We start from the raw sequence: 14,951 nt of genomic DNA, 5'->3' as shown, positions 1-14,951 counted from the left end.
GGGTGGCCAAGCTACAGATTCCCAACATCACACTCTTGAATGGAAGCAAGATTCCGCAGCTGGGGGTGGGCACGTACAAGCTTGATCCCGCCCAAACGCAAGAGCTGGTGGAAGACGCGCTCGAGCTCGGGTACCGGCACATCGACACCGCGATGCTGTATCACAATGAGGCAGGGGTGGGTGCTGCGATTGCCGCCAGCGGTGTGCCGCGTGAAGAGCTGTTTGTCACCACCAAACTGTGGAACAGTGACCAGACCAGAGCAAGAGCGGCGTTCGAAGAAAGTCTTGAACGACTCGGGCTCGATCGGGTTGACCTGTACCTCATACACTGGCCGCAGCCCATGTACGGTGAGGCGCTGGGCGCGTGGAAAGACCTGATCAAGATCGCCGGCTCCGGTCGCGCCACCGCGATCGGTGTGTCCAACTTCGAGGTGTCAGACCTGCAAGAGCTGCTGAATGAAACAGGGGTCGTGCCAGCGGTGAATCAGATCGAATTGCATCCCATGCACCAGCGACACGAACTGCGCGAGTTTTGCGCCCGCTATGACATCGCCATTGAAGCCTGGAGCCCGCTGGCGCGCGGCCTCGAAGAATTGTTTGCCCACCCGGTGATTCAAGGAGCGGCCGAGGCGCTTCAGCGCACACCCGCGCAGGTGATCTTGCGCTGGCACCTGCAGCACAGAAACATTATTTTTCCCAAGACCACGCGTCGTGAGCGGCTCGCAGAGAATGCCAGCCTGTTCGACTTCGAGCTGTCTGAAACGCAGATGAAGGCCATTGACGCGCTAGAAGCTGGCAGGAATACGGGATCTGACCCGCGCACCTTTGATAAACGATGATGTCTGGCCAGCATGCCCAAACGCGAAACTGGAGTTTGGATTGTGACCGGGCCGCGTTCGGCGCGAAGCTGATCGCGCCCTAGGATAGGAAGCATGTCCAAGGTTCTTTCTTCTCTTCCCGTGGGCGAGCGCGTCGGCATCGCCTTCTCTGGTGGTCTCGACACCTCGTGTGCGGTGGCCTGGATGCGCGAAAACGGCGCCATCCCCTGCACCTACACGGCCGATCTCGGCCAGTACGACGAGCCCGACCTCGATGGCGTTGCAGACCGCGCCAAAGAGTATGGCGCCGAGCTTGCTCGCCACATCGACGCCAAGCGCGCGCTGGTCGAGGAGGGCTTCGTCGCCCTGCAGACCGGTGCGTTCAACGTGCGCTCGGGCGGCAAGACGTACTTCAACACGACCCCCATCGGTCGCGCGGTCACGGGCACGCTGCTCGTGCGCGCGATGAAGGAAGACGGCGTCGACATTTGGGGCGACGGTTCCACCTACAAGGGCAACGACATCGAGCGGTTCTACCGGTACGGTCTGCTCGCTAACCCGAGCCTGCGCATCTACAAGCCGTGGCTCGACAGCCAGTTCGTTGAAGAGCTCGGCGGCCGCCACGAGATGAGCGAGTGGCTCGTCGCACACGGCTACCCCTACCGCGACTCAACCGAGAAGGCGTACTCGACCGACGCCAACATCTGGGGTGCGAGCCACGAGGCCAAGGACCTGGAGTTCTTGAATGCCGGTCTCGATATCGTCGAACCGATCATGGGTGTTGCCGCGTGGCGCGAAGACGTTGAGGTGCTCACCGAAGAGGTGTCGGTGCGCTTCGAGGCGGGCCGCCCCGTCGCCATCAACGGTGAGGTGTTTGACGACCCGGTAGCGCTCGTCTACAAGGCCAACGAGATCGGTGGCCGCCACGGCCTGGGCATCTCTGACCAGATCGAGAACCGCATCATCGAGGCGAAGTCGCGCGGCATCTACGAGGCGCCCGGCATGGCACTGCTGCACATCACGTATGAGCGCCTCGTCAACGCGATTCACAACGAGAACACGCTGGCTTCGTACCACAACGACGGCCGCAAGCTCGGTCGCCTGATGTACGAGGGCCGCTGGCTCGACCCCGAGTCGCTGATGATGCGTGAGGCGCTGCAGCGCTGGGTCGGCTCGGCTGTGACGGGCGAGGTCACCCTGCGCCTGCGCCGCGGCGACGACTACACGATCCTCAACACCGAGGGCCCCAACTTGAGCTACCACCCCGAGAAGCTCTCGATGGAGCGCACCGTGGGGGCGGCGTTTGGTCCCGAGGATCGCATCGGTCAGCTGACCATGCGCAACCTCGACATCGCCGATTCGCGTGCTCGTCTCGAGCAGTACGCTTCGATCGGTCTCGTGGGCGGCCCGGTTGCCGAGCTCGTCGGCAAGCTCGAAGCGGGCGGCGCGGCCGAGATTGCAGACGCGGTCTCGGGCATCAGCGCTGATGGCGATGAGCTCGGCCTTGCGGCCGCGTTCGACGCAGGCACTGACTAGCGAGAACACAACAAGAGCCCCGGATCAATGATCCGGGGCTCTTGTTATACGCAGCTGGTGCGTGTGCAGCGTGCGCTTAGGAGGCGCGGCGTGCGCGCGCGGCGCGACGCTTCAGCGCACGACGCTCATCTTCGCTGAGGCCGCCCCAGACGCCCGAGTCCTGCCCGGTGTCCATCGCGTACTGCAGGCACATCTCGGTGACGGTGCAGCGTGCACAGACCGACTTTGCTCGCTCGATCTGCTCAACCGCCGGGCCGGTGTTTCCCACGGGGAAAAACAGCTCGGGGTCTACCGTGAGACACGCAGCCTCTTCGCGCCAATCCATCTTGATGATCTCCTCTTTTATGCACGCGCACGAGAGAGTTAGGCTAGGTAGCCTAGTACTCGCGCCGTAATTACCTGATACGTGGCTGAGAATGCTCACGTCGGTGTGCGCGAAACTCGACGAAATATATAGTTTCACGGAACCACGCGCAAATCAATAGGTAACTTGTAATTCATGAGAAAGAGAGCCGAAATGGTTTCGTCACCCGATGGACACCCGCGTTCGATCCTGGCGTGGATGGTGCTGAAAACGCTGCTCGCGATCGAAACCCTGGGGCTCGTGGCCGTCGTGGGCTTCACGATCGTGCATTCGATCACCGACGCTGGCGACACCGCGCAGAAAGTGAGCCTGGTGCTCATGAGCGCCGTATCGCTTGCCTGGGTTGCACTGACCTTGGTGGGAGCGGTGCGGGGCCGCGCGAGCTGGGTACGCAGCAGCGCGGTGGCGATTCACGTGCTCACCTTTGCGGGCGGCACGGGGTGCCTGCAGCTCGGCATCGGGCCGTGGTGGCTGGGCCTGGGCATCGTGGCGATCGCGCTGGTCGGGTTTGCCGCGGCGGTAATCGCACGGCCGGCGGTCGTGCACTTCGAAGAGTAGCGGCTGGCGGTCCGCCTACGTGGTGCCCGGGTTACTCGCCTGGCACCACGTAGAGACAAGTATGGTCAGGTTAGGCGTCGAGCCCAAGTAGCTTGCGCACGCGCGCCACGTGGCCTGTCGCCTTCACGTTGTAGAGGGCGTGCGCCACGTTGCCGTCGGCGTCGATGACGAACGTCGAGCGGATCACGCCCTCGATGATGCGGCCGTAGCTGTTCTTCGTTCCGAACGCGCCGTAGGCACGGTGCACGTCGAGCTCGACGTCGCTCAGCAGCGGGTAACCGAGCTCATCGCGGTCGGCAAACTTGCGCTGCTTCTCGATCTTGTCTCGCGAGATGCCGAGCACGCGCACGCCGGCGGCCTGCAGAGCGGCTTCAGCGTCACGAAAATCGCACGCCTCTTTCGTGCAGCCGGGCGTCATGGCGGCCGGGTAAAAGAACAGCACCACGGTCTCGCCGAGGTAGTCTGACAGGCTGCGCGTCACGCCGTCTTGGTCGGGGAGCGCAAACTCCGGGGCGGGCTGACCGGCTTCGAGAATCACACGTTCACTCATGCGGCCAGCCTATCGGCGTTACTTGAGCAGCCGGCGCAGCGACTCCACTCGTGCGGCCCCCGTCGCGTCGAGGTCACCACCTGCAATGGCGATGTTGAGTTCGCAGTCGGGGGCGTCCTCCTGGTGACTGCAACCGCGCGGGCACGCGTCGATAAGCTCTGAGAGGTCGGTGAAGCCGCGCAAGATCGCGTCGCCTGTGACATGGCCGAGGCCAAACGAGCGCACGCCCGGGGTGTCGATCACCCAGCCGTGTTCGCCCGCCGCAGCACCGGGGGTGCCTGCCCGGAGCGCCACCGACGACGATGACGTGTGGCGGCCGCGCCCGGTGACCACGTTGACGTGGCCGATCGCGCGTTCGGCCTCGGGCACGAGCGCGTTGATCAGGGTCGATTTGCCGACGCCCGAGTGCCCCACGAACACGGTCGTCTTGCCCGCGAGCACCTCGCGAATCTCGTCGAGTGGCCACTCATCGAGGGCCGAACGAAACACCGGCACTTCGAGGGCCGCGAAGTGAGCAAGAAAGGGATCCGGATCAGCCAGATCGGTTTTCGTGATGCAGATGAGCGGCTGGATTCCGGCGTCATACGCGGCCACGAGATACCGATCGACGAGGCGCACGCGGGGTTCGGGGTTCGCCGCTGCGACGACAATGAGCATCTGGTCGGCGTTTGCGACCATGACGCGCTCGACGCGGTCGGAGTCGTCGGCGCTGCGGCGCAACAGCGTCGCACGCTCGTCGACGCGCACGATGCGTGCGAGGGATCCCTCGGCGCCCGACGTGTCACCCACGATCTGAACGCGGTCACCGATCACGATGGGGGTGCGGTGCAGCTCGCGAGCGCGTGCCGCCGTCACCTCGCGTTCGCTGGGGTTTGCCTGGTCGCTGCCCGCACGCACGAGCACCGCGTAACGCCCGCGATCGACGCCGGTCACCATTGCGGTGACCGACTCGGCGTGCTCGGGGCGGCGCTTAGTGCGCGGCTTGTTGGCCTTCGGGTTGGGGCGTACACGCACCCGGTCGGCATAGTCCTCGTAGGGGTCTACGCCGTCCTCGGGCAACCAGCTCATGCGGTGAAGCCCTGCAGAAACGGGTGCGGGTTGCCGGTGTTGAGGCCGAGCATGGCGTGCCATAGCTCAGGGAACTGGGGCAGCGTTTTCGAGGTGCACGCAATATCTTCGACCTCAATGCCGTCTACGACGAGACCGATAAGGGCGCCGGTGGTGGCAATGCGGTGATCGGCGTAGCTGTGCCAGACCCCACCGTGCAGGGTCGCGGGGCGCACCTCAATGCCGTCCTCGAGTTCTTCGGCGTCACCGCCGAGCGCGCGAATCTCTTTCACGAGCGCTTCGAGTCGGTTGGTCTCGTGGTGGCGCGTGTGGCCAATACCGGTGATGCGGCTGGTGTGGCCGTGCTGCGCCGCGAGCGCGGCGAGGCCCACGAATGTGGGTGAGAGTTCGCCGGCTTCAGGGATGTGTAGGGTCGCGCCGGTGAGCTCGCCCGTGCGACTCACGGTGAGGGCGCCGTCTGCTGAAAGCTCGACGGTCGCCCCAAACGACGTGAGGAGCGTGCGCAGCTGGTCGCCCACCTGAGTAGTTGCGGCTGGCCAGTCGGTGATCGTGACGCTGCCGCCTGCCGCCACTGCCGCAGACAGAAACGGGGCCGCGTTCGACAGGTCTGGCTCGAGACGCAGGTCACGCGCCGAGATTGGGCCGGGCTCCACACGCCACTCGCCGGTGGCCGGAGAAGAAGCCTGCACGCCGCGGGCGCGCAGCGCCTCGAGCGTCATCTCGATGTGCGGCACGCTCGGCAGGCGCTCGCCCGTGTGCACCACGTGCACGCCATTGGTGAACCGGGGGGCCACGAGCAGCAGCGCTGAGACGAACTGGCTCGAGAGCGAAGCGTCGACCTCGACGCGGCCACCCTCAAGCCCGCCCGCACCGTGCACGGTAAAGGGGAGTGCGCCGCGGCCCTCGTCGGAAATATCTGTGCCGAGCGCGCGCAGCGCGTCGAGCAGGGGCCGCATGGGCCGTTTGCGTGCGTAAGGGTCGCCGTCGAACGCGACGGGCCCGAGCGCGAGGGCTGCCACAGGGGGCACAAACCGCATAACGGTGCCGGCAAGCCCACACTCGATCGTGGTGGAGCCGGTGAGCTCGGTCGCCGGTGTGATGCGCAGGTCAGCGCCGAAAGCGCCTGTGCCCGGCACCTCATCGATGCGTGCGCCCAGCGCGCGCATCGCTTCGACCATGAGATCGGTGTCGCGTGAGTGCAGCGGTGCGTGAAGTGTGCCGGGTGCGTCAGCGAGCGCCGAGAGAATAAGTTCGCGGCCGGTGAGGGACTTTGATGCTGGCAACTGCAGCCTGCCCGAAATGGGCGCGCTCGCGCGCGGCGCGACCCAGTGGGCTACTTCGCCCGCAAGGCTCTCACCTGACCCGACCTCGTCGCCGTCTTTACCCTGATTCATCTTTGCGATCAACATCACGCCCCAGTCTAGCCCGGCCGGGCTGAGCATGCCCGGCGGCGCTCGGGATAGGATCGCCGTGTGACCCAATCGACCACGCCCAACGAGCTGGAGCGTCGCTTCACGCAAGAGGCATTGCCCCTGCTCGATCAGCTGTACGGTGCCGCGATGAAGATGACGCGAAACCCGCAAGACGCGCAAGACCTGGTGCAAGAGACCTACCTGAAAGCGTTTGCGGCGTTCGAATCGTTCACTGAAGGAACGAACCTGAAAGCGTGGCTGTACCGAATTCTCACGAACAGCTACATCAACACGTACCGTAAGAAGCAGCGCGAACCGTACCTTGGGGTGGTCGAAGAACTCGAGGACTGGCAGCTTGGCGGGGCCGAATCAACGACGGCTATGTCAGCTCGTTCGGCCGAAGCTGAGGCGATCGATCGGGCCCCCGACTCGGTTGTCACGACGGCGCTCAACGCGCTGCCCGAAGACTTTCGCATTGCCGTCTATCTTGCAGACGTTGAGGGTTTTAGCTACCAAGAGATCGCCGACATTGCAGGGGTGCCCATCGGTACGGTGATGAGCCGCCTACACCGGGGCCGCGCGCGGCTGCGCAAAGCGCTGGGGGAATACGCTGCAGAACAGGGCGTTGGTATTGATAGAGACGCGAAGAAAGGAAATACGCGATGAGTGACTGCGACGGCGCCCAGGGAAAGCTCTATGAGCTGCTGCGCGGTGAGCTGTGCGCTGAAGAGTCAGCGCCGATTCGCGAGCACCTCGCGGGCTGCGATGACTGCCGGGGCGAGGAGCACGTGTGTCGCCAACTGACTGACGTTGTGAAGCGCGCCTGCATCGAAGAACGCGACAGCAACTGCCCGCCGAGTGAACTACGCGACGCGATTCTCGCGAATCTGAAGGGCCTCGCTACTTCGTAAAGCGCTGCTCGAGTGCTGCCAGGGTGCGATCGGTCACACCGGCCGTGCGCAAGTAATCGAGCACGCCTCCCCGTGCCTCGACCACCTGTGTGAGGGCGCGGTCAAGGGCGGCGGCGGGCGAAGCGCCCACGAGCCCCGCGATCGTGGGCGTCACGTCAACTCCGTAGCCGCGCAGCGCCTCGAGGTGGCTATCGAGCCACTCGCCGCTCAAGCGCGCCTGTGACTCCTCATAGTTCGTGAGCACGTCGTCGCGGTCAACACCGAGCGCGAGCAGAGTGAGGGCTGCGATCGCGCCGGTGCGGTCTTTGCCCGCGGTGCAGTGAAACACCGTGGGGCCGCCCTCGGTGAGCATCGTGATGCCCGACGCGAGCGTGTCGGCGTGCTCCTCGTAGATCAGCTCGGTGAGCGAGTAGATGTCGAGCTTGCGCGTCACATGCGCTGCCGCGCTCGGAAAAATCGGATGCGCAACAAACTCGACACCCTGGGGCAGCGCGTCGGGCTGCGACTGTCGTTCAAGATCGTCACGCAGGTCGATGACGCGCGTCACGCCCAGTTCGGTGAGTTGCGCCCTACCTGTGTCGGTGAGGCGAGTGAGCGAGTCCGAACGAAAGAGCAACCCCACATCGGTGTGCTTGTCACCCGCTCGTAACCCGCCCAGATCACGAAAGTTGTAGGTGCCCTCGATTGTAAGAACGTCGCTGTGCATAGCTCCCATTCTGGCAGACAGATGTGTCTCGGTGTGGGAGGCTGGCGGCCGGCGGCGGCCGCGCGACTACGCGAGCAGCTCGCGCACGGCCAGGGCGAGTTCGACGGGGCATGCCTCGTGCAGGTTGTGCGGGCCGGCAAGGCTCACGACGCGGCTGTCGGGTAGGCGTGTGCGCCACTCGGATTCGAGTTCGCCGGTGACGAGCCCAGAGTCGGCCCGCACGAGCGACACGGGCACAGGCAGCTCCTTGAGCACGTCCCACAGGGGCGCGAACGCGTCATCATCGGGCGACTTCGTGAGACCCGTGAGGTGCGCAAAGTGGTGCGTCCACTCGAGCCTGCCGTCGGGCCTGTGGCGCGTATTCAGCGATACTCCGCGGGTGAGGGCGGCACGGTCCGACCCGATACCAAACGCGATTGCGCGCTCTACCATCTCATCCACGCTCGCAAACGACCGCTGCCCCTGAATGAACTCGGTGACACTGCCCGCATCGCGGCCCGGGCGCACTCCGGGCGTCATGTCGACCAGGATCAGCTGGGTGACGCGATCCGGAGCTGCCGCGGCGAGCATCACGGCCGCAAGCGCGCCGAGCGAGTGCCCGAGAAGCACGTGGGGCCCCGGTGCGAGCTGGGTGAGCGCCGGGGCAAGGTCGGTCGCGAGCGTCGCCGGGCCGTAGTCGGCGTCTTCGCGCCACGAGCTGCGACCGTGGCCGGGCAGGTCGACCGCGAGGGCGGGCTCGCCGAGCGCGATGAGCATGGGGTCGAAGCTGTGCGCGTTCAGCCCCGCGCCGTGCAGTGCGACGAGGCGAGGCGCGCGATCCGGCGCGAGGTTTGGTGTGAACTTGATCGCCGCGATGCTGCGGCCGTCGAGCGATGGCGCACAGACGCGCAGCGCCCGGGGCGCCGAACCGCTGAGATCACCGCCAAGCTGGGCGACGCGCGCCGCGTCGGCCGCGAGAAACCGAAACTCATCTTCGAGCGCTGGGTCGTGAGTCAGATCGAGCGCCGGGTCGTGAGTCGGGCCGTGAGCCGGGTCGTGAGCCGCGTCGGGGGTGTCGCTGGTAGCCATTGTGGCAGCTTAGTGGCAGTTTAGTGGCCGTTTAGCGGCGCACGTAGCCGCCGTCTTCGAGGCCCGCTTCGATCTCGAAGCGGTTGCGCAGCGGGTTGCGGCCCGCGAGCGCGTAGAGCAGGGGGAGCGCGAGGCCGTAGTGGCGCCACTGAGCAACATGCACGCGCTCGTGCCGCAGCACCGCCGCAGACACGTTGTGACGCGTGAGATAGCAGGCGCCCACGCACGTGCCGCCGCGGCGAAACGCCCACTTGGGCATACCGCGAAACACCCACAGTCCGTCGATGCGCTCGATCTTGCCGGTGCTGAGCAGCGCGCCCCACACAAACCCGACGCAGGTGGCGTAGGCGAAGCCGAGTCGGGCAAGCGGCAGCGGGCGCGCGTTCACAGTATGTGACCCGAGGTGAGGGCCGCGAGAATGCGCAGCACAGTGGGCAGGTCGTCGCCCGCGGTCTCGGCGTTCGTGGGGGCGAACTCGCAGATCGAGGCGCCCGCGAGGGGCAGCGTGCCGAGCACGTCGCGTAGCACGCTCGTGAGAGCGGTGACCCGCAACCCAAACGGTACGGGCGCGTGCACCGACCCAAACTCAGACGGGTCGAGCACGTCGAGGTCAATGTGCACGTACACGTGGCTCGCGCCGGTGAGAGCATCAGAGAGTGCCGCCGCGAGCGCCTCGGCGCGCGCACCCTCGCGCAGCGCTTCGAGCGCCTGCACGCCCACGGGCGAGATGCCCAACCGGGCGAGCTCGTCGGCCTCTTCGGGGTCGTGGTCGCGGGTGCCCAGCAGCACGAGTCGATCGGTGCTGATCGGGTGACTTGAGCGCAGATCTTCGGCGCCGTCACCGAGTGCGTGCCGCAGCGTCATGCCCGACGCTGCGCCCGACGGCGAGGTGCTCGGATGCTGCAGATCTGGGTGCGCGTCAAACCACAGCACGGCAAGGTTCTCGCTGCCGTGCCGCCTCACAGCAGCTTCGAGCCCTGGTAGTGAGGTCGCGCAGTCACCGCCCAAAATAATGGGGGTGCCGGTGGCCTGGGCGAGCAGCTCACGCGCCGCATCGCGGGCGTGCATGAGGCTCGACAGCCTGGCTACGGGCGTTCCGAGGGCGTCGCCAGCCTCGAGCGGCACCGGCACATCAACGCGCGACTTACTGGGTAGGTCTTCGCGCAGCAGCTGCGCGCCCTCGGCCAGCCGCATCGCACGCGATGAGGCCGACCCTTGCCACTCTGGCATCACGAAAAAGACGGGCCTTGACATGAGCTACCTCGCTACGTTCGTTTGCTTGAAGCCGATACCTTTCATGCTACGCCTGAATCGCGCGTCTCAGGGTGCGGTCACGAAATCGATGAGCTGCTCGACACGGCCCACGAGCACCGGCTCGAGGTCACGAAAGTTGCGTACGCGGCCGCGAATGCGCGCCCACGCCTCGGCGATGTCGGCCGGCTCCTCTCCAGGCCAGCCGAGCGCCCGGCAGATGCCCGTCTTCCACTCGACTTCGCGCGGAATCGTGGGCCACGCTTCGAGGCCCACCCGCGCGGGCTTCACCGCCTGCCAGATATCGACGTAGGGGTGCCCCACGATCGACACGAAGCCACCGTGCGGCCCGCGCGCGATCGCGTCGGCGATGCGCGTCTCTTTGCTGCCCCGCACGAGGTGGTCAAGCAGCACACCGGCCTTGCGCCCCGGGCCCGGGCCAAAGTCGGCGAGCACCTCTTCGAGGTTGTCGGCGCCCTGCAACAGCTCGACGACGACGCCCTCGACACGCAGGTCGGCGCCCCACACCTGCTCGACAAGCTGGGCGTCGTGTTTACCCTCCACGAAAATGCGGCTGGGCATCGCGACACGGGCGCGGTCTTGCTTCACCGCGAACGAGCCAGACGCCGTGCGAGCGCGACCCTGCGGCGCCCGCTTCGGCATCACGAGGGTGACGGGCTCCCCGTCGATCAAAAACCCGTCGGTGAGAGCGAACGCGCGCACCTTGCCCCGGTAATCCTCGAGCTGCACGAGACCCTCGCGTACGCCCGTCACGGCCCCGCACCACTCGCTCTCGGTGTGCTCCACCACGAGCCCGCGAGCGAGCGTCACACTGCGCCGCTGCACGGGCCCGCGGCGGGGCTGCATACGGGCGACGGGATCGTGGGCGTAGCGATCATCAAACACGTTTAAAGAGCCTAGATCATGCCGAGGCGACGGGCGACCTGGCCGAGCCCTGCGATAACGTGCTGTGGTGACAGATGAAGAAGCACCCGAAGAAACACCCGCGCGACCACACCGCCTGCGCGCCCTGAAAGGGCTGCTTGCCGACACCACCCCGCTGAAGCGCAGCCCCGAGTTTGCGCGGTTGTGGGCGGGCACCTCGGTCGCACAGATCGGGTCGCAGCTCACGATCGTGACGGTCGGGCTGCACGTCTACCATCTCACCGGGTCAACGCTCGCTGTCTCACTCGTCGCCCTGTGGGCGATTGGCCCCATGATTCTTGCAGGCTTTATTGGAGGGGCGCTGGCCGACGCGTTCGACCGCCGCAGGGTCGCGCTTTTCACTGCCTGCACGGCCTGGCTGAGTATCGCGACAATGACCACGATCGCGTTTACCGGCGTCACCGCCACCTGGCCGTACTACGCGCTCGCCGCCGTCAACGCGGCCTCTGCCACGATTATGGGCGCCACCCGCGGCGCGATCGTGCCACAGCTGCTGCCCACGCAGCTGCTGCCCGCCGCCGCGGCGCTCACCGGCATCTCGATGGGGCTCGCCGTCACCGTCGGCCCCGCCGCCGCGGGCGTGCTTGTCGCGATGCTCGGATACCCGTGGACCTACCTCGTCGACGCGGTGCTCTACACCGGCGCGTTTCTGGGCATCGCGAGCTTGCCGCCCATGCGCCCGGCTGGGCTGGCCGCGGGAGAAAAGCGTCACAGGGCAGGCCCCGGATCGGTGCTTGCGAGCCTCAAATTCTTGCAGACCGCCCCCAACGTGCGGGCCACGTTCGTGTGGGATTTCGTGGCCACCACCCTGGGCAACCCGAAAGTGGTGTTCCCCGCCGCGGGCGCGCTCGTGCTCGGCGGCGGGGCGGTCACCGTCGGCGCGCTCACCGCGGCTTTTGCCGTCGGCGCGCTCACGAGCAGCCTGCTCTCTGGCCCGCTCGGCAGGGTGCGCCGGCAGGGCCGTGCCATCACGTACGCGATCGCCGTGTTTGGTGTGTGCAACGCCCTGTTTGGGCTCGTGCTGCTGATCACCTCGCGCGTCTCGCCGGGTCACAGCGCCACCGACCCGCTGCTGCCCGCGATTGCGCTGGCCGCGCTTGCCCTCGCGGGCGCGGGAGCCGCCGACAACGTCAGCTCGGTGTTTCGCTCCACCATTTTGCAGACCGCGGTACCTGACGAAGTGCGCGGTCGTATGCAGGGCCTCTACTACGTCGTTGTTGCGGGCGGGCCACGCGTGGGCGACCTCTTCGCTGGCACGGTGGCCACCGCGGTGGCACTGTGGGCGCCCGCGATGCTCGGCGGCCTGGTCGTGCTGGGGGTGATGCTCGTGCTCGCACGTACCGCACACGGCTTCATGAACTACGACGCGCACGCGCCCACGCCGTAGCGTCGGGCTTCGTCACTCGAGGCGCTGTGAACCGGGGCTTCGTCACTCGAGGCGCTGTCACTGGTGCCTGCTACGGTGCTGACATGAGCAACGCAACGACGCAGCCCACGACGCAGCCCACCTCACACATCACTCCCACACAGCCCGCCGCGCCACTTGTGCTCGTGCGCCGCGAGGGCGCCATCACGCGCATCACACTCAACAGGCCGCGCGCGCTCAACGCCCTCACCCGCGACATGTTTGAACTGATCCGTGACGGCATCGATGCGGCCCAGCAAGACGGCTCACAGGCCATCGTGCTTGACGGCGCCGGTGACCGCGGCTTCTGCGGCGGCGGCGACATCAAACAACTCTCTGGCCCAGACGGCCACGAGATTCTTGCCCTCGAGTACCGCGTCGACTACGCCATTGCCACCTCCCGCGTGCCCGTCGTCGGGTTCATGGACGGTATTACGATGGGCGGCGGCATCGGGCTCACCGGCCACGCCCACCACCGCATCGTCACCGAGCGGTCACGGCTCGCCATGCCTGAGGCGCGCATCGGAATCGCCCCCGACGTCGGCGGCCATCGCCTCCTCGCCCACGCGCCCCACCTGCTCGGCGAATACCTCGCTGTTACCGCCGCCGAAATGGGGCCGCTCGACGCCATCGCGCTCGGCTTCGCCGACCTCCTCGTGCCGGCTGCTTCGCTCGATGCACTGCGCGAGGCGCTCGCCGCAGGCGAGGATCCGGCGGCAGCGTGCGCAAAATTTGCCGACGCTGGGATTGCCGGCACCGGGGCGCGAGACCGGGTGGCCGAGGCGCCGCTTCTCGCGACCGGGGTCTGGTGGGGCCCGCTCGCGCAAGAGGCGCTCGGTGACGACTGGCGCGCAACATTTGCCGAGCCTCGCGAGGCCGCGCTGCGCCTGCTCGCGGCGCTCGACGAGGCGGCCGCGGCAGAGCCAGTCGCGGCGCAGGGCGACGCGGTCGAACTGACCGGATCAACACCGGCAGATACCCATCGCGCGAAGGCGGCGGGCGAGGCAGCCCGTCAGATTCGGGAGATGTGCCCCACGTCGGTGGCAGTGACGCTCGCGCAGATCGCGCGCACCCGGGCGTTCGACTTCTCGCTCTCAGAAGTGCTGGTCGACGACCTGCGGGTGCTCGGCAGAGTCGCGCCCCGCCCCGACTTTGCCGAGGGAGTGCGCGCGCAGGTGATCGACAAAGACCGAAACCCCGCGTGGTGGCCGGCCACGATTGAACAGCTTGACGACGCCGAGCTCGCGCGCATCCTTGATACGCGCCTGCAGCCCGGCGAATCGCCGCTCGCGCTGTAGCGCCGCTCGCGCTCTGCAGTCGGCATGCCGCACGCCGCACGCCGCATGCCGCATGCCGCATGCCGCACGCCGCACGCCGCACGCCGCACGCCGCACGCCGTGGGCCTTGTGCCCAGCCCGAGCCCACTACGATTGACGGGTGACTGATCGCTGGGATTCTTTGGGGCCAAACCAGGTATACGCGGGCGACAACCTGCCAATTTTGAGGTCGATGCCCTCGGAGTCGTTTCAGCTGATCTATCTGGATCCGCCGTTTAATACCGGGCGTGAGCGGCACACCGAGCGGGTGCGCGGCGTGCGCGCTGACGTCGAAGACGGCGGCCGGCTCGGCTTTCGCGGCCAGGGGTACGCGGTGACCCGTGAGCGCACCATCTCGTTTGACGACCGGTTTCGCGACTACTGGAACTTTCTCGAGCCGCGCATCGAGGAGGCCTGGCGCTTGCTCGCGCAAGACGGCACGCTCTACCTGCACCTCGACTATCGCGAGGTGCACTACGCCAAGGTGATTCTCGACGCCATGTTTGGCCCCGAGTGCTTCATCAACGAAATCATCTGGGCATACGACTACGGTGGCCGCACCAAGAAGCGCTGGCCCACGAAGCACGACAACATTCTGGTCTATGCCAAAGATCCGGATCGCTATTTCTTTAACGCCGAAGCGGTCGACCGCGAGCCCTACATGGCGCCGGGGCTTGTGACGCCCGAGAAGGCGGCGCTCGGTAAGTTGCCGACTGACGTGTGGTGGCACACGATCGTCTCGCCCACGGGCAAGGAGCGCACGGGGTACCCGACGCAGAAGCCGGTGGGCATTATGCGCCGCATCATTCAGGCGTCCAGCCGCCCGGGGGATTGGGTACTTGACCCGTTTGCGGGCAGCGGTACTACGGGGGCGGCGGCCGAGGAACTGCATCGCCGGTTCGTGTTGATGGACGATAACCCCGAGGCGGCGAAGGTCATGCTGCGACGCTTCACCGACCCCGAGATGCACTTCATCGTGAAGTAGTCGAGCGCGGCGCTGCTCGTCAAGAATATGCGCGACAAGTTCCGTCTTAGAGGGTGTC

17 protein-coding genes are annotated in these 14,951 nt (G+C 66.5%); 8 read left to right on the top strand and 9 right to left on the bottom strand.

The window, feature by feature from the left end:
• Positions 1 to 2: 2 nt before the first annotated feature.
• Together ACXR2T_RS02165 and argG are read left to right on the top strand one after the other, a co-directional pair.
• Positions 3 to 839 carry an aldo/keto reductase gene (locus ACXR2T_RS02165; protein ID WP_458838280.1) on the top strand — a complete coding sequence of 279 codons (837 nt, stop codon included), beginning with the start codon at positions 3 to 5 and terminating at the stop codon, positions 837 to 839.
• Between the two features lie 93 nt (positions 840 to 932).
• On the top strand, positions 933 to 2,354 hold the full coding sequence (gene argG, locus ACXR2T_RS02160) for an argininosuccinate synthase (RefSeq protein WP_458815249.1): 1,422 nt from the start codon (positions 933 to 935) through the stop codon (positions 2,352 to 2,354).
• Positions 2,355 to 2,430: 76 nt separating this feature from the next.
• Here the strand turns inward: argG and ACXR2T_RS02155 are convergent, their stop codons facing one another.
• Positions 2,431 to 2,679 (bottom strand): WhiB family transcriptional regulator, encoded by a 249-nt coding sequence (locus ACXR2T_RS02155; protein WP_026139613.1) that lies wholly within the window; start codon positions 2,677 to 2,679, stop codon positions 2,431 to 2,433.
• Between the two features lie 192 nt (positions 2,680 to 2,871).
• Here ACXR2T_RS02155 and ACXR2T_RS02150 point away from each other — a divergent pair, with 192 nt between their 5' ends.
• Entirely contained in the window at positions 2,872 to 3,276 is a 405-nt protein-coding gene (locus ACXR2T_RS02150) for a hypothetical protein (protein ID WP_458838281.1), read from the top strand.
• Between the two features lie 70 nt (positions 3,277 to 3,346).
• Here the strand turns inward: ACXR2T_RS02150 and bcp are convergent, their stop codons facing one another.
• Genes bcp through aroA form a run of 3 tightly spaced genes read right to left on the bottom strand, consistent with a single transcriptional unit; the run spans position 3,347 to position 6,303 of the window.
• A complete protein-coding gene (bcp, locus tag ACXR2T_RS02145; protein WP_458838282.1) occupies positions 3,347 to 3,826 on the bottom strand; it encodes a thioredoxin-dependent thiol peroxidase in 480 nt (159 codons plus the stop codon).
• Positions 3,827 to 3,844: 18 nt separating this feature from the next.
• Positions 3,845 to 4,894 carry a ribosome small subunit-dependent GTPase A gene (gene rsgA, locus ACXR2T_RS02140; RefSeq protein ID WP_458815242.1) on the bottom strand — a complete coding sequence of 350 codons (1,050 nt, stop codon included), beginning with the start codon at positions 4,892 to 4,894 and terminating at the stop codon, positions 3,845 to 3,847.
• The gene (gene aroA / locus ACXR2T_RS02135) at positions 4,891 to 6,303 is read right to left on the bottom strand and encodes a 3-phosphoshikimate 1-carboxyvinyltransferase (RefSeq protein ID WP_458838283.1); all 1,413 of its coding nucleotides are present in this window, start codon (positions 6,301 to 6,303) and stop codon (positions 4,891 to 4,893) included. Before aroA ends, rsgA begins: the two co-directional genes overlap by 4 nt.
• 63 nt (positions 6,304 to 6,366) lie before the next feature.
• On the opposite strand from aroA, the gene ACXR2T_RS02130 reads away from it, so the two are divergent.
• Positions 6,367 to 6,972 carry a sigma-70 family RNA polymerase sigma factor gene (locus ACXR2T_RS02130; RefSeq protein WP_458815238.1) on the top strand — a complete coding sequence of 202 codons (606 nt, stop codon included), beginning with the start codon at positions 6,367 to 6,369 and terminating at the stop codon, positions 6,970 to 6,972.
• Positions 6,969 to 7,217, top strand: a complete 249-nt coding sequence (locus ACXR2T_RS02125; RefSeq protein WP_458815236.1) for an anti-sigma factor family protein — start codon at positions 6,969 to 6,971, stop codon at positions 7,215 to 7,217. Before ACXR2T_RS02130 ends, ACXR2T_RS02125 begins: the two co-directional genes overlap by 4 nt.
• Here the strand turns inward: ACXR2T_RS02125 and ACXR2T_RS02120 are convergent.
• From ACXR2T_RS02120 to ACXR2T_RS02100, 5 genes are all read right to left on the bottom strand, one after another.
• The gene (locus ACXR2T_RS02120; RefSeq protein ID WP_458815234.1) at positions 7,207 to 7,923 is read right to left on the bottom strand and encodes a tyrosine-protein phosphatase; all 717 of its coding nucleotides are present in this window, start codon (positions 7,921 to 7,923) and stop codon (positions 7,207 to 7,209) included. The genes ACXR2T_RS02125 and ACXR2T_RS02120 overlap by 11 nt on opposite strands.
• 66 nt (positions 7,924 to 7,989) lie before the next feature.
• On the bottom strand, positions 7,990 to 8,991 hold the full coding sequence (locus ACXR2T_RS02115; RefSeq protein ID WP_458838284.1) for an alpha/beta fold hydrolase: 1,002 nt from the start codon (positions 8,989 to 8,991) through the stop codon (positions 7,990 to 7,992).
• A gap of 31 nt (positions 8,992 to 9,022) precedes the next feature.
• Positions 9,023 to 9,379 carry a Fe-S oxidoreductase gene (locus tag ACXR2T_RS02110; RefSeq protein ID WP_458838285.1) on the bottom strand — a complete coding sequence of 119 codons (357 nt, stop codon included), beginning with the start codon at positions 9,377 to 9,379 and terminating at the stop codon, positions 9,023 to 9,025.
• Positions 9,376 to 10,245, bottom strand: a complete 870-nt coding sequence (locus ACXR2T_RS02105) for an arginase family protein (protein WP_458838286.1) — start codon at positions 10,243 to 10,245, stop codon at positions 9,376 to 9,378. The genes ACXR2T_RS02110 and ACXR2T_RS02105 overlap by 4 nt, the downstream gene beginning before the upstream one ends.
• Before the next feature lie 66 nt (positions 10,246 to 10,311).
• Positions 10,312 to 11,148 carry a DUF3097 family protein gene (locus tag ACXR2T_RS02100; protein WP_458838287.1) on the bottom strand — a complete coding sequence of 279 codons (837 nt, stop codon included), beginning with the start codon at positions 11,146 to 11,148 and terminating at the stop codon, positions 10,312 to 10,314.
• 67 nt (positions 11,149 to 11,215) lie between these two features.
• On the opposite strand from ACXR2T_RS02100, the gene ACXR2T_RS02095 reads away from it, so the two are divergent.
• The 3 genes from ACXR2T_RS02095 (at position 11,216) to ACXR2T_RS02085 (ending at position 14,893) form a co-directional block, all read left to right on the top strand.
• Positions 11,216 to 12,574 (top strand): MFS transporter, encoded by a 1,359-nt coding sequence (locus tag ACXR2T_RS02095; RefSeq protein ID WP_458838288.1) that lies wholly within the window; start codon positions 11,216 to 11,218, stop codon positions 12,572 to 12,574.
• An 83-nt stretch (positions 12,575 to 12,657) separates the two neighbouring features.
• Positions 12,658 to 13,890, top strand: coding sequence for an enoyl-CoA hydratase/isomerase family protein (locus ACXR2T_RS02090; RefSeq protein WP_458838289.1), 1,233 nt, complete (start codon positions 12,658 to 12,660; stop codon positions 13,888 to 13,890).
• A 211-nt stretch (positions 13,891 to 14,101) separates the two neighbouring features.
• Positions 14,102 to 14,893: a DNA-methyltransferase gene (locus tag ACXR2T_RS02085; protein WP_458815380.1), complete on the top strand. Its 792-nt coding sequence runs from the start codon at positions 14,102 to 14,104 to the stop codon at positions 14,891 to 14,893.
• Positions 14,894 to 14,951 lie beyond the last annotated feature (58 nt).

The sequence above is a fragment of the Leucobacter faecis genome, from assembly GCF_054456635.2.
Note: the sequence above shows the minus strand (reverse complement) of the source record. Positions and strands in the feature narration are given on the sequence as shown.

What these genes read in the sequence shown, in the direction of transcription:
- ACXR2T_RS02115 (WP_458838284.1), bottom strand. Translation starts at nt 8,991, where the DNA reads ATGGCTACCAGCGACACCCCCGACGCGGCTCACGACCCGGCTCACGGC.
- ACXR2T_RS02090 (WP_458838289.1), top strand. Translation starts at nt 12,658, where the DNA reads ATGAGCAACGCAACGACGCAGCCCACGACGCAGCCCACCTCACACATC.
- argG (WP_458815249.1), top strand. Translation starts at nt 933, where the DNA reads ATGTCCAAGGTTCTTTCTTCTCTTCCCGTGGGCGAGCGCGTCGGCATC.
- bcp (WP_458838282.1), bottom strand. Translation starts at nt 3,826, where the DNA reads ATGAGTGAACGTGTGATTCTCGAAGCCGGTCAGCCCGCCCCGGAGTTT.
- rsgA (WP_458815242.1), bottom strand. Translation starts at nt 4,894, where the DNA reads ATGAGCTGGTTGCCCGAGGACGGCGTAGACCCCTACGAGGACTATGCC.
- ACXR2T_RS02085 (WP_458815380.1), top strand. Translation starts at nt 14,102, where the DNA reads ATGCCCTCGGAGTCGTTTCAGCTGATCTATCTGGATCCGCCGTTTAAT.
- ACXR2T_RS02125 (WP_458815236.1), top strand. Translation starts at nt 6,969, where the DNA reads ATGAGTGACTGCGACGGCGCCCAGGGAAAGCTCTATGAGCTGCTGCGC.
- ACXR2T_RS02150 (WP_458838281.1), top strand. Translation starts at nt 2,872, where the DNA reads ATGGTTTCGTCACCCGATGGACACCCGCGTTCGATCCTGGCGTGGATG.
- ACXR2T_RS02155 (WP_026139613.1), bottom strand. Translation starts at nt 2,679, where the DNA reads ATGGATTGGCGCGAAGAGGCTGCGTGTCTCACGGTAGACCCCGAGCTG.
- ACXR2T_RS02120 (WP_458815234.1), bottom strand. Translation starts at nt 7,923, where the DNA reads ATGCACAGCGACGTTCTTACAATCGAGGGCACCTACAACTTTCGTGAT.
- aroA (WP_458838283.1), bottom strand. Translation starts at nt 6,303, where the DNA reads ATGTTGATCGCAAAGATGAATCAGGGTAAAGACGGCGACGAGGTCGGG.
- ACXR2T_RS02105 (WP_458838286.1), bottom strand. Translation starts at nt 10,245, where the DNA reads ATGTCAAGGCCCGTCTTTTTCGTGATGCCAGAGTGGCAAGGGTCGGCC.